The sequence below is a fragment of the Microbulbifer sp. ABE4_465 genome, from assembly GCF_056160765.1.
On the sequence record NZ_JBSWXV010000010.1, the window covers coordinates 99,079 to 112,143 of the forward strand.

At 58.4% G+C, this 13,065-nt stretch carries 9 protein-coding genes; 4 read left to right on the forward strand and 5 right to left on the reverse strand.

Annotated elements, in window-relative coordinates:
- Positions 1-71: 71 nt before the first annotated feature.
- The gene (mltF, locus tag ACXAG1_RS14945; RefSeq protein ID WP_475120139.1) at positions 72-1,550 is read right to left on the reverse strand and encodes a membrane-bound lytic murein transglycosylase MltF; all 1,479 of its coding nucleotides are present in this window, start codon (positions 1,548-1,550) and stop codon (positions 72-74) included.
- 584 nt (positions 1,551-2,134) lie between these two features.
- Between mltF and purL the strand changes: the two genes are divergently transcribed.
- From purL to ACXAG1_RS14965, 4 genes are all read left to right on the forward strand, one after another.
- Positions 2,135-6,013, forward strand: a complete 3,879-nt coding sequence (purL, locus tag ACXAG1_RS14950; RefSeq protein WP_475120140.1) for a phosphoribosylformylglycinamidine synthase — start codon at positions 2,135-2,137, stop codon at positions 6,011-6,013.
- A gap of 264 nt (positions 6,014-6,277) precedes the next feature.
- Positions 6,278-7,063: a carbonic anhydrase family protein gene (locus ACXAG1_RS14955; RefSeq protein WP_475093500.1), complete on the forward strand. Its 786-nt coding sequence runs from the start codon at positions 6,278-6,280 to the stop codon at positions 7,061-7,063.
- Between the two features lie 132 nt (positions 7,064-7,195).
- Positions 7,196-7,579 carry an iron chaperone gene (locus ACXAG1_RS14960; protein ID WP_475093499.1) on the forward strand — a complete coding sequence of 128 codons (384 nt, stop codon included), beginning with the start codon at positions 7,196-7,198 and terminating at the stop codon, positions 7,577-7,579.
- 39 nt (positions 7,580-7,618) lie between these two features.
- Complete coding sequence (locus ACXAG1_RS14965) at positions 7,619-7,942, forward strand: TfoX/Sxy family protein (protein ID WP_475093498.1); 324 nt, start codon at positions 7,619-7,621, stop codon at positions 7,940-7,942.
- Between the two features lie 91 nt (positions 7,943-8,033).
- On the opposite strand, the gene ACXAG1_RS14970 is transcribed toward ACXAG1_RS14965, so the two are convergent.
- The 4 genes from ACXAG1_RS14970 to ACXAG1_RS14985 all read right to left on the reverse strand — a co-directional run bounded on the left by ACXAG1_RS14970 (position 8,034) and on the right by ACXAG1_RS14985 (position 12,899).
- Positions 8,034-9,155: a cation diffusion facilitator family transporter gene (locus ACXAG1_RS14970; protein WP_475120141.1), complete on the reverse strand. Its 1,122-nt coding sequence runs from the start codon at positions 9,153-9,155 to the stop codon at positions 8,034-8,036.
- 230 nt (positions 9,156-9,385) lie between these two features.
- Entirely contained in the window at positions 9,386-10,954 is a 1,569-nt protein-coding gene (locus ACXAG1_RS14975) for an arylsulfatase (protein WP_475120142.1), read from the reverse strand.
- Positions 10,955-11,011: 57 nt separating this feature from the next.
- Positions 11,012-11,563: a hypothetical protein gene (locus ACXAG1_RS14980; protein ID WP_475093495.1), complete on the reverse strand. Its 552-nt coding sequence runs from the start codon at positions 11,561-11,563 to the stop codon at positions 11,012-11,014.
- Positions 11,564-11,741: 178 nt separating this feature from the next.
- A complete protein-coding gene (locus ACXAG1_RS14985) occupies positions 11,742-12,899 on the reverse strand; it encodes a BatD family protein (RefSeq protein WP_475120143.1) in 1,158 nt (385 codons plus the stop codon).
- Between the last annotated feature and the right edge of the window lie 166 nt (positions 12,900-13,065).

Below are 13,065 nucleotides of genomic sequence, written 5' to 3' on the forward strand. Positions count from 1 at the left end.
ATCCGGAGCTCAGCCGAATACCAAAACAGGCGACCTGTGGTCGCCTGTTTTGGTTGCAAACCGCGGAGCTTTTACAGCGCGGACTGGGATGCCGCGGCCTCGGCAGCCGGAATGTCTGCCAGTGTTTCGCCGTCGTCATTGGCGGCGGCAGCTGCCAGGCGCTGCTCTTCGATGCGGCTGGTCCAGGTCAACAGAGCCTGGTAGTGACGGATGTTCTGCACATAGGTGACCGGCTCCCAGCCGCGCGCATAACCGTGCTTCAGGTTCTTGTAGTACTGGCGTTTGGCAAGCAGAGGTAAGTGGTCGCGCACGTCGGACCAGCGGTCCGGGTTGCCACCCAGTTGTTGCGTGAGCACGCGCGCATCTTCGAGATGGCCGTAACCGACGTTGTAAGCGGCGAGCGCCATCCAGGTGCGGTCCGGCTCGCGGATGCGCTTGGGGATCTTGTCCCGCACCTGCAGGAAGTAGCGGGCACCGCCATCAATACTCTCCAGCGGGTCCAGGCGGTTTACGCCCATCTCGCGGGCGGTGGCACGTGTCAGCATCATCAGGCCGCGCACCCCGGTGGGGGATTTGGCGCGGGGGTTCCAGTGGGATTCCTGGTAACTCAGTGCCGCCAGCAGCTCCCAGTCCAGCTCGTATTTATCGGCGGCCTTCTGCAGTTCTTCCCGCCATTTCGGCAGGCGGTCGCGGGTGAGCTGGGCGAAGGTCTTGGCGCCGCCCACGTTCATTTTGCTTACGTGGCCGAAGTAGAGTTCACGCAGTTCCGCCACCAGGCCACTGGTATTGGCACGCAGCATAAAGTTGCGCGCGGCGCGGTATAGGGTGTCGTCTTCGCCCTTGGGGAAGGCCCAGGAAACCGGTTGGAACTGGGTCAGGTTAAAGGCGATATGGGTATTCGGGTAGAGGCCGCGGTGCACCGCGTAAGCGTTGGAGTCCACTACGGCGTAGTGGTACTTGCCCTCGTTGACCATTTCCACCAGTTCCATGGCGTCCACGTCGGAAATCTCTTCCCAGCTCAGGCCTTCATAGCGATGGGAGAGCTTGCGCAGCTGCTCGGCGTGGGCGCTACCGGCGATAACGGCAATGTTCTTGCCCTCCAGGTCGGCGACACTGCGCGGGCGCCGTTCGCCCAGGCGGTAGATGATCTGCTGGCGGATCTCAAAATAGGACGGGGCGAAGCGGACCTGTTCGCGGCGCTCGGAGGTGACGGTAAGGCCCGCCGCAGCCAGGTGCGCGCCGGACTCCGGATTTTCCAGTTCGCTGAACAGGTGACTCAGGTCGTGTACGTCGCGGATTTCCAGCTCGACGCCCAGCTCGCGCGCGAATTCGCGCAGCATGCCGTATTCAAAACCGGTGTAGTGACCGTTGGCATCTTCGTAATAGGTGGTGGGTCCGTTCTGGGACAGTACAACCAGCTTGCCGGACGTCTTTACCCGCTCCAGCAGGCTGGGCGCTTTGCTTGCCACCAAAAGAGAAGCACAACAGGCCAAGGCCACCCCCTTCAACAGGCGGCGGCTGTATCGCAACAGTCGGCTTTTCATGATCATAGGCGGTCCCCTCGAATCCTTTCGTTAGCATTATTGATACGCAGAGCGGAGCCCCTTCATCCGGTTGGTCCTGGGCCGGTATCCTTGCTCTGCTGCGGGCGCGATCCGCTGCGCCTCGCGACTTTCCTCTGTGGTCTTCATTCGTGGCGTATCGACTTGCCACCCTTCCTGAAAACCGCACGTGCTGCCGGGCTTTGCCTATTATTTGAACAGAGTCAGGCGAAAGCGCGGCAATTTTACCTCATATATGGGGAGTCTGACCAATTGTGACCAGAGTTGCCCTCTGAGTTTGTGATTGATCGGGTTGTTTCGATCCACTTTTCAGTGTAGTGGACGGTGTCGGATTGGTTGCGGTACTCGTTAATTTGGGGTTGCCGCCAGCGCCAATCCGGCCACATTCGCTTTGCGATCGAGGGTACTGACAGTGTTTCACCGCCGGATGCCCGCTTGACAGTGTTGGAGCGGCGATGCTTCGGGTACAATGCGCGCGCTCCGATTCCCGGTGTACCTGCGTGGCACGTCCTAACCGATCTGATGCTTCCGCCCGCAGGCGCTCAAATCCAGACAAGAGGCCAACTCCCGCGATGCTAGTTCTGCGTGGTGCTCCCGCACTGTCGAAATTCCGCCATCAAAAACTGCTCACCCAACTCCGCGCCCTGCTGCCCGCAGTAGAGGATGTCTACGCCGAGTTTGTGCACTTTGCCGACAGCAAAAAGCTCGGCAAAAAGGATCAGGCGCTGCTGGAGCGTCTGCTGCAGTACGGCCCCACCGAAGAGAAGCACCAGCCGGAAGGCGAGTTGCTGTTGGTCGTCCCGCGCCCGGGCACCATCTCGCCCTGGTCCTCCAAGGCGACCGACATCGCCCACAATGCGGGCCTGACCGAGATCCACCGCCTTGAGCGGGGAGTTGCCTACTACCTTACCGGTGTCAAATTAACCGACGCTGAACGCAAGCTGCTGGCAGCAGAGCTCCACGACCGTATGGTCGAGAGCGTCTACACCGAGCTGGCGCAGGCCGAAGCGCTGTTCCAGGTCGAAAAGCCGCGCCCCATGGGCAGCGTGGACGTGTTGAAGGGCGGCCGCGGCGCGCTGGCCGAAGCCAACGTCACCCTGGGCCTGGCCCTGGCGGAAGACGAGATCGATTACCTGCTCACTAGCTTTGAAGAGCTGGAACGCAACCCCACTGATGTGGAGCTGATGATGTTCGCCCAGGCGAACTCCGAGCACTGCCGCCACAAGATCTTCAATGCCAGCTGGACCATCGACGGCGAAGACATGCCCAACTCCCTGTTCGGCATGATCAAGAACACCTACCGCAAGGGCGGCGAAGACGTGCTGTCTGCCTACGCGGATAACGCCGCGGTAGTGGTGGGCCACAAGGCCGGTCGTTTTTATCCGGACCCGGAAACCAAGGAATACGGTTTCAGCCAGGAAGCCATTCACCTGCTGATGAAGGTGGAGACCCACAACCACCCCACCGCGATTGCGCCATTCTCTGGTGCCGGCACTGGCGCCGGTGGCGAGATCCGCGACGAGGGCGCCGTGGGCCGTGGCTCCAAGCCGAAAGTGGGCCTCACCGGCTTTACCGTTTCCAACCTGCAGATCCCCGGACACCTGCAGCCGTGGGAAGTAAATTACGGCAAGCCCGAGCGCATCGTTACCGCCCTGGACATCATGATCGAAGGGCCGATCGGCGGCGCTGCCTTCAATAACGAATTCGGCCGCCCGAACATCTGCGGTTATTTCCGTACCTTTGAAGAAGACTTCAACGGCGAGCGCCGCGGCTACCATAAGCCGATCATGCTGGCCGGTGGCTACGGCAACATCCGCGAAGAGCACGTGGACAAGCCGGAATTCAAACCCGGCGCCAAGCTGATTGCCCTGGGCGGCCCGGCCATGTTGATTGGCCTCGGTGGCGGCGCGGCGTCCAGTATGGCGAGCGGTTCCAGCTCCGAAGACCTGGACTTCGCCTCCGTACAGCGCCAGAACCCGGAAATCGAGCGTCGCTGCCAGGAAGTGATCGACCAGTGCTGGCAGCTGGGTGATAAGAACCCCATTGCATTTATCCACGATGTGGGTGCCGGCGGCCTGTCCAACGCCTTCCCGGAACTGGTGAAAGACGGCGGTACCGGCGGCAATTTCCAGCTGCGCAACGTGCCCTCCGACGAGCCGGGCATGAGCCCGCTGGAAATCTGGTGTAACGAATCCCAGGAGCGTTACGTACTGGCGGTGATGCCGGAAGACCTGGCGCGCTTCGAGAAAATCTGCGAGCGCGAGCGCGCACCTTTCGCGGTAGTGGGTGAAGCCACCAGCGAAAAGCACCTGACCCTGAACGACACCCAGTTCGACGCCAAGCCGGTCGACCTGCCCATGTCCGTGCTGTTCGGCAAGCCGCCGAAGATGCACCGTACTGCGGAGAAGGTGGAAGCAAAAACCACCGCCTTCGATACCAGCAATATCAAACTGGAAGAAGCCGCCGAGCGCGTACTGCGCCTGCCCACCGTCGCCAGCAAGAACTTCCTGATCACCATCGGCGACCGCACCGTTACCGGCCAGGTTTCCCGCGATCAGATGGTCGGCCCCTGGCAGGTGCCGGTTGCCGATTGCGCGGTCACTACCGTGGCCTACGACAGCACCAAAGGGGAGGCCATGTCCATGGGCGAGCGCACCCCGGTGGCGCTGCTGGACGCGCCGGCCTCCGGTCGCCTGGCGGTAGGTGAGGCGATTACCAACATTGCCTGTGCGCCGATCAAACAGCTTTCCGACATCAAGCTCTCCGCCAACTGGATGTGTGCCGCAGGCCACCCGGGTGAGGAAGAAAAGCTGTACCGCACCGTGGAAGCGGTGGGTATGGAGCTGTGCCCGGAGCTGAATATCACTATCCCGGTGGGCAAGGACTCCATGTCCATGCGCACCGCCTGGAACGATGGCGGTGAAGACAAGGCGGTTACCGCGCCTCTGTCCCTGGTGATTTCCGCCTTCAGCCCGGTAAGCGATGTACGCAAAGTGGTTACCCCGCAGCTGCGTAAGATGAAAAAAGGCGAGAGCGAACTGCTCCTGGTCGATCTGGGTGCTGGCAAAAACCGCCTCGGTGGTTCCTGTCTGGCTCAGGTGTACAGCCAGCTGGGTGACAAGCCCGCCGACCTGGACGACGCCAAGCGTCTGAAAGGCTTCTTCGATGTGATGCAGGAATTGCTGGAAGAAGAAAAAGTCATCGCCTACCACGACCGCGCCGACGGTGGTCTGTTTGCGACCCTGGCGGAGATGAGTTTCGCCGGCCGTGTGGGTGTCGATGTGGAAATTTATGATCTGGGCGACGACTCCATTGCCGCACTGTTCAGTGAGGAGTTGGGTGCAGTCCTGCAGGTGCCCAGTGCCGACGCGGATATGCTGGCGATGCGCTTTGCGTCCGTGGGCGTACCTGCGCACCGCATTGGTGAGCTGAATGAAAATGAACACCTGCGTATCACCCGTGAAGACCAGGTGATTTTCAATCACAGCCGCGCGGAACTGCAGCAGATCTGGAGTGAAACCAGCTATCAAATCCAGTCCCTGCGTGACAACGCCGATTGCGCGAAGCAGGAATTCGACGCTATTGCCAAGACAGCAGAGCAGGATCCGGGTCTGTCCGTGAGCCTGAGCTACGACGTGAACGAAGACATTGCGGCTCCCTACATCAAGAAAGGTGTGCGTCCGAAGATTGCCATCCTGCGGGAGCAGGGCGTCAACAGCCAGGTGGAAATGGCGCACTCCTTCCACCGCGCGGGCTTCAATGCTGTCGACGTACATATGAGCGATATTCTTGCCGGCCGTGTGGAACTGGATCAGTTCAAGGGCCTGGTGGGCTGTGGTGGCTTCTCTTACGGTGACGTGCTCGGTGCCGGTGAGGGTTGGGCGAAGACCATTCTGTTCAATGACCGCGCGCGCGATCAGTTTGAAGGCTTCTTTAACCGCAAGGACACTTTTGGCCTTGGTGTGTGTAACGGGTGTCAGATGTTCTCGGTGATCAAGGAGCTGATTCCTGGTGCCGACCACTGGCCGCGTTTTGTCCGCAACCTGTCTGAGCAGTATGAGGCGCGCTTTGCGCTGGTGGGCGTGGAAGACTCTCCGTCTGTACTGTTCAAGGGGATGGCGGGTTCCTATATGCCGGTGGCGGTTGCCCACGGTGAGGGGCGTGTGGAGTTTGCGGATCAGCAGGCGCTGGAGACTTGCGAGCAGTCCGGCACCATTGCGATGCGTTACCTGAACAACAACCAGCAGATTACCGAGACTTACCCGGCCAACCCGAACGGTTCGGTCAACGGTATCACTTCTCTGTGTTCTGAGGACGGCCGCGTGACCATCATGATGCCGCACCCGGAGCGTGTAGCCCGCGCGGTCAGCAACAGCTGGCGCCCGGACGATTGGGAAGAGGATTCCGGCTGGATGCGCCTGTTCCGCAACGCGCGTGTCTTCGTGGACTAAAACGCTGCGGAATCCGTTTAGGAGCCTGCTTGCAGGTAGCCCCAAAGCCCCGGTATCCCCGGGGCTTTTTTTATGGTGCTCCGAACTTCTTCCGTGGCGGCCCGCCACCGGGCCTTCGCATCTACGTGTTGCACTTCGGTCTTGGCTCTTGCATGTCGCCAAATTCGTCTAGACTGAAATTAGCTCCTCACAGGGTGGCCTTTCACGCCAATGCCGTCCGATGGTAATAACCACGCCGGCACATTTTTTTCAGCGGACTCGATTATGTGCAATGAACCGAATCGCTCGAGCATCCACAAAAAAACTTCCTCGCATCCCGGCTATCGCGCCGGGGCCAGCCGTCGGCAGGCGCTGAAAGGCGCGCTGACGGCGGGGCTTGCCGGTATGGCGGCTGGGGCGGGGTTGATGAGTTTTTCGGGTGTCAGTTTTGCTGCGGCCTTGTCCAAGGAGCAGAGGGATGCGATGAGCCCGGATGATGTGATTGCGATGATGCAGCAGGGCAATGAGCGTTTTCGCTCGGGTAAGATGCAACAGCACGATTACCTGGCGCAGAAGCGCGCGAGTGCCGCGGGGCAGTTCCCGGCGGCGGCGATCCTGAGTTGTATTGACTCACGTACGCCGGCGGAAATTCTGCTGGATATGGGGCTGGGTGAGTCTTTCAATACACGGGTGGCCGGCAATATCTGTAATGACGATATTGTGGGCAGCCTGGAGTTTGCCTGTGCTGCCGCGGGTGCCAAGGTGATTCTGGTGATGGGGCATACTGCCTGCGGTGCGGTTAAAGGTGCCATTGATGACGTGAAGCTGGGCAAGTTGACCGAGCTTCTGGATGAGATCAAGCCGGCAGTAGAAGCGACCAGGTATGACGGTGATCGCTCGAGCAAGAACGCCGAGTTTGTCGACCTGGTGGCGGCGAACAATGTGCGCCGGGCGATGGAGGAGATTCGCGATGAAAGCGGGGTTCTGTCGAAGATGGAGAAGGAGGGCAAGATCAAGATCGTTGGCGCCATGTACCACTTGAATGGCGGCCGGCTGGAGATGTTGGCCTGATACCCTGGCGCTTGTTTTTTCCTCGGCAGCGCGGGCGGTAGTGGGCCGGTTGGAATAATAGTCCCTGACTGACCGGGCACTTTTTGATTTCTTTGCTACACTGTAATCAATAAGCGCAATAACATTTTACGCATGGACACACCATCGCAAACCACGTCAGATTCCATCCCGCAGCTTCTGGCCGAGTACGTCAGCGAGCTTTCGACCAAGCGTAGCGAGCGCGTGCAAAAGCTCCACAATCTGGTGATTGCCAACTTCCCCGACGTCACCCTCTCAATGAAATACAAAATGCCTACCTATGCGCTTGGCGATGGTTGGGTGGCGCTGGCGAGCCAGAAGAGCTACCTGTCGCTGTATACCTGTGCGCGGGAGCACATACAGCCATATCTGGAGAAGCACCCCTCGGCGAAATGCGGCACCGGTTGCCTGAACTTTCGCGATAGCGACGATATTGTGTTTGAAGACCTGAGGCCGGTAATAGCCTCTGCCCTGCAGAAGCGTACCCCGGTGAAGTGATTGGGGTAAGGAATTGATATAAAGAGCAAGGAGTTAACCATGTCGTACAGTGAAGAGCTGGTAGAAAAAGTCCGCGGAGTACTGCAAGAGGAAGATGGACTGAGTGAGAAGCAGATGTTTGGTGGGCTGGCCTTTATGTTAAATGGCAATATGGCCTGTGGCGTGGTGGGTGAGGAATTGATGGTGCGCGTGGGGCCGGACAATTATCAGGCAGCGCTCGGCGAGCGTTACACCCGGCCCATGGATTTCACCGGTCGCCCGCTGAAAGGTATGGTTTACGTTGAGGAGGATGCAATCGCCGCCGACCTGGACGGATGGGTGACCCGCGGTGTCGAATTTGCGGGAACGCTCCCACCCAAGTGAAGCCGGAAACCGCAGTACGTCAACTATTTGAGGCACTGCGGTTTTACAGCTGTTGGATATCCAATGTGTTGTGTGTATATGAAGCCGTATTTTAGAGCGGCTTCTCTCTCAACCGCTCCGGTACATCCAGCTTCGATGGTGCCGCTATACCATTGATCTCGATGGTCAGATGAAATAACCGCGTGCAGCGCTGCTTTAGTTCCGCCTCGAGCTCATCGATTAACTCTTCGGTTGCTTCCAGGGTTGCCTGTACGATGGCCCGCGTCTCGGCATACTCGAGTACGGCGTCGGTTCTGCGGTGTTCGGCGACTCGGTCAAGCAGTTGTTGCTCATGTCGGTCTATGCGTTCGTTCATGCCCCGCATCAGGACCTCCTCGCGCACTTCAATTTCCGCAACGACGACCGTGTGGGTGTCATCCACAATTACCGACCTCAGGTCGTGGTACCGCTCTACCTCCCGGTGATGCTTGACGATGTCGTGAAATGCCCGCTCGGCGTCCTTGTCGCGGATATTTGTCAGGTAGCGCATATTGATCTTGCCGAGGAAAATCGCGGTCAATCCCAGCATGACGGCAATTGAGACCGAGAAGCCGATATCCCACATGGGGTTGCCCGTAGTCTGGGTCAAGCCAATGCCTGTGGCGGCGAGGATTACGCCAGTTACCGCGATGCTGTCCTCAAGCAGTACGGCAATAAGTGTGGGGTCATCTGCATCCGCCAGATAGCGGAACGGGTTTTTCTTACCTTCTGCACGCATGCGTGAAAAAAATTCTTTTCCCGCGACCATCAGTACATAGCCCTCGAGAACGAGGGCGATAAACAGCACCACACCGGATACCCAGATCGGCGCGATATCAAATCCGAGAATCGAAATGGCCTCCGGGCGGTCCACATGACCGAGGTTTTGCCAGGCGTGCCAGGCATGTGCAAGGCCGAGGCCACAGCCGATGGAGAACAGGCCGATGGCACTCCACAGGTTCCACAGGTACTTCTTTTGCCCGTGACCGAATGCATAGTGACTGTCGGCCGGTCGGCCACCGCGTTTCAGCCCGATCAGCAGAAAAATCTGGTTCAGGGTATCCATCAGGCTGTGTACTGCTTCATTCATCATTGCGGCGGAATGAGTCGCGAGAGCCGCCACTCCCTTCAGAACGGTGATGATGGCGTTTACACAGATGGCGTATAGAACAGCCTTTCTCGAGCCCTGGGCCATGTTACCCCCATAAAACGGTAGTGGTGTGCGGATGGTGCGGTGCTGTGTGTGTGGCAGATTATTCACACTGACGAACGGGAAGATTATAGAAGCCGGAGGAGGGCTTCGACGCTCCGGGAACAGAATCTTCTGCGTCACCTATCTGGAATTCGCCAAATTAGTCGCTGATACGGCAGAAAAAAGGGCCCATACCGTAAGGTATGGGCCCTCTTCGTTGGAGCCGAGAAAAGTCAGTTACTGCCGCCCGCACCGGCCTTCAACTGTTCCTCGATCTTCTTGAGATTGAATGAGCCCGGTGTTTGGCTGGGTGGGTATTCCTCCATGGATTTGAGGAAGCGCGCCGCCATGCCCTGCATGGGTACCAGTACAAAGGCTCTGTCCAGGAACCAGTCATTATAGGTGTTGGAGTTGTGTTGGGCACGCTCGAAAGGGTCGCGGCGCAGATTGAATAACAGGGGTACACGCAACTCGGTAAACGGCTCGCGCCATACTTCGAAGGCCTGTCCGCGGTTTTCGAGAAACACCGCTTTCCACGCATCGTAGCGCATTGCCACAATCTGGCCATCGTCATTTACATAGATGAATTCACGACGGGGGGACTCTTCCGTTTTACCGGTAAAGTAGTCCAGCATATTGTAACCATCGATATGGTTTTTATAGCTGCGACCATTGAGAGTGACACCTTTGAGCAACTTGTTTTTGATGTCCGGGGCACCAGCTACGGCAGCGAGGGTTGGCAGCCAGTCCTCGTGGGAAACGATGCCGTTGAGCATTTTTCCGGCGGGGAATTTGTTGGGCCAGCGCACAAACGCGGGCACGCGATAGGCGCCTTCCCAGTTGGAGTTTTTCTCACTGCGGAAGATGGTAGTGCCGGCATCGGGCCAGGTATTAAAGTGTGGGCCGTTGTCGGTTGAGTAGAACACGATGGTGTTGTCGGCAATTTTCAATTGATCGAGCAAATTAAGTAGCTGCCCGACATGTTGATCGTGCTCGACCATCCCGTCCTGATAATTGTTCCCGGTAGGGCCAGATAGGCCTTTGTGCTCTTCTTTTACGTGGGTCCGGAAGTGCATCCGGGTTGCGTTCCACCATACAAAGAAGGGCTTGCCGGCCTGTACCTGTTGTTTGATGAAGTCCATGGCCGCGGCAAGGGTTTCCTCGTCCACGGTCTCCATCCGTTTTTTGGTAAGCGGACCGGTGTCTTCGATCTTGCCGTCGGCACTCGCTTTGATGACACCGCGAGGACCATATTTCTTGCGGAATTCCGGATCTTTCGGGTAGTCCCGGTTCTCCGGCTCTTCCTCGGCATTGAGGTGATACAGGTTGCCAAAGAACACATCAAAGCCGTGATTGATTGGCAGGTGCTCGTCGCGGTCGCCCTGGTGGTTCTTGCCGAATTGCCCAGTTGCGTACCCCTGGCTTTTCATTACGGTAGCGATTGTGACATCGGTTTTCTGCCAGCCTTCTTTAGCGCCGGGCAAGCCTACTTTCGTCATGCCGGTACGCACAGGCACACTACCGCCGATAAAGGCCGCGCGCCCGGCAGTACAGGATTGCTGTCCGTAGTAGTCGGTAAACGACAGCCCCTCTTTCGCAATCCGGTCAATATTGGGCGTCATGTACCCCATCATGCCGCGACTGTTCGCACTGATGTTCCATACACCAATATCATCGCCCCAGATCACCAGAATATTTGGTTTGTCCTGGGCCTGTACGGCGGAGTGACAGACACAGAGGAGTGCAGCCGCAGCTACGGAAATAGGCACTTTCAGTAAGCTTCGTAAACCAAGTTTTCTCATGATTCCCTCCGGGTGTGGGATAGTGTTTTAGAGCGCGTAAGCCCGCGGAATCGGCTCTCACGGTTGGTCAAAAGGGAATACCTTGTTCCAGTCACTCTTCATGTCGATGACGGTCCAGCCCTTTTTGCTGGCGTCGTCCAGGGCCTTGTTCAGCTGGCCGATATGGGATTTGCGATCATAGGCCCACTCCCCCTTTGCATCGGTGTGATGCAGCAGCAGGCCGAAGCGAGGGCCGCTACCGGCGGTGGCCCACTCCAGTATCTGGTAGTCTCCGTCGGAGTTCCCAACGGAGGCAAAGGGTTCCTGCGTTTTCCACTCCGGATGTTGGGAGGCCATCTTCTTGACCTGGTCCAACGCGTAAATCAGCTGGAAATAGGCCGGTTGTTCTGCCCAGAGATTGCCATCGTTATCAAAGGTGGCGATTCGCTGGTTTACCTCGACAAAGTCCGAGGAGCCTTTTCGGGTCACCTTTTCCACGAAATCGACGATGGCGGTTTTGGTCTCACCGTCATTCCACGAGGGGAGTGGATCGGCAAGCCCCAGGGTAGGCGCGCAAAACACAAGAACCGCGGTCGCGGCCAGATTGCGAAGCCTGTTCAGAAATTTCATAGACCTTCCCAAAGTACTGCAGTGAAGTTCCACTCTGAAATTGGTGCTCCCTAAACCTTAGTTCGTGTTTTTCATCGGGGCCGCTGGCGCGCGATAATTTTTTTTCATATCGGGGCGGGTTGGAGCAAGACTCCCCGGTTTTGGTTCACCTGACGTTCAGGTCGGCTCTTCCCGGGACTCACGGAGTGCCGGTCGGGTTGAGCGGCGGCAGCGACCGTCGGTGCTTTTCGCGCTTGCGGGAAGCGGCGTAGGCGTCTGCTGCCAGCTCAAGCGCTTGCCAGAGCGGCGCGGCACTCGCGGCGGCCGGTGTATTGCCGTACTGGGCCTGCCCCAGAGCGAGCAGAGCCTTTGGTATGTCGGAGTGCGCATAGTCTGCCTGCGGGCGTAATTCCATGGCTGCACTGAGAGCCGAGGAGTACTGCTGCTGTTTGATCGCGGACTGAAGTCGCCGCAGGGCTTCGGTGCCACTCGCTTTTCGCTTTTCTGTGTAGCGCTGATGCATACGCCTGCCAGCAGCCGGCAGGTACTGCCAGGCGAGCCAGACAAGAGCGCCGAGCAGCGCCACCGTCGCCAGCCAATACTCGGGAGAAAGGCGGCGGAGTGCCGCAGCGCCTTTCACGCGCACCTTGACGGGGTCCAGTGTGGCCGTTCGAATGCTGCCCTCATCCAGGTCGTACCACTGCAGTGTCACGCCGGGCAATTCACCTCTGGTTGCTGCTTCTGCAACATACGTGATTTTCTCCACCCTGGTGCCGGACTCTTCCCCACTGTCTTCGGCTTCGGCGGTGTCCGCGTAGGCCGCGAGCCCGTTCGGTGTACTGGTGTTCAGTATCTGTGGCACGAACATGACAGTGGACCCCTGAATTCGGGCGGTCACGGTGCGGCTGAAGCTGTCGCCGGGATTGAGGTTCTCGGAATCGCCGTCAATTTTCTGCTCCAGGGTCAGGTCGCGCGCGGCGATATAGGGGGTCAGATTTTCCGCGCCTTTGGGTGCGGTGGCCGTGAGCGCGAGAGGTTCCGTTGCAAGTGCGACTTCGGTTGCCAGGTCGTCACTGCCGTTGGGGTCGCGGTAGTGTATTTCCAGTTTTGCGGAGGGAAGCCGGAATATGCCTGGGGTAAGCGGAACCAACTGATACTCGCGGATTACCCCGGACCATGTGCTGCCATTAATGGTCTGGCTTGTGGAAACGGTGGATCTTTCGGCTTGTGTGACCGAGAGGTTGGGGTGGTCGAGTGAAGGCAACTCTACTGGTTTGGTAAGCCAGGTGGGTGCCAGTACGGTAATCTGCAAGGTGACTGCTTCACCGGGAACGACTTCGGTTTGAGACAGCTTCACCTCTACCTTTGGCCTGTTGGACTGACCCGCAGGCGGGGTGGTATTGAATGACGGTGATTCTTGTGCCCGGGAAACTAACTCCCGATCGTCTGCACTCTGCGGGTTGGCAGCGCCTGCAGCGGCTAACCAGAATAATGCGCAGAGCGGGCAAAAAACACGCTTGATC

What these genes read in the sequence shown, in the direction of transcription:
- mltF (WP_475120139.1), bottom strand. Translation starts at nt 1,550, where the DNA reads ATGATCATGAAAAGCCGACTGTTGCGATACAGCCGCCGCCTGTTGAAG.
- purL (WP_475120140.1), top strand. Translation starts at nt 2,135, where the DNA reads ATGCTAGTTCTGCGTGGTGCTCCCGCACTGTCGAAATTCCGCCATCAA.
- ACXAG1_RS14955 (WP_475093500.1), top strand. Translation starts at nt 6,278, where the DNA reads ATGTGCAATGAACCGAATCGCTCGAGCATCCACAAAAAAACTTCCTCG.
- ACXAG1_RS14960 (WP_475093499.1), top strand. Translation starts at nt 7,196, where the DNA reads ATGGACACACCATCGCAAACCACGTCAGATTCCATCCCGCAGCTTCTG.
- ACXAG1_RS14965 (WP_475093498.1), top strand. Translation starts at nt 7,619, where the DNA reads ATGTCGTACAGTGAAGAGCTGGTAGAAAAAGTCCGCGGAGTACTGCAA.
- ACXAG1_RS14970 (WP_475120141.1), bottom strand. Translation starts at nt 9,155, where the DNA reads ATGGCCCAGGGCTCGAGAAAGGCTGTTCTATACGCCATCTGTGTAAAC.
- ACXAG1_RS14975 (WP_475120142.1), bottom strand. Translation starts at nt 10,954, where the DNA reads ATGAGAAAACTTGGTTTACGAAGCTTACTGAAAGTGCCTATTTCCGTA.
- ACXAG1_RS14980 (WP_475093495.1), bottom strand. Translation starts at nt 11,563, where the DNA reads ATGAAATTTCTGAACAGGCTTCGCAATCTGGCCGCGACCGCGGTTCTT.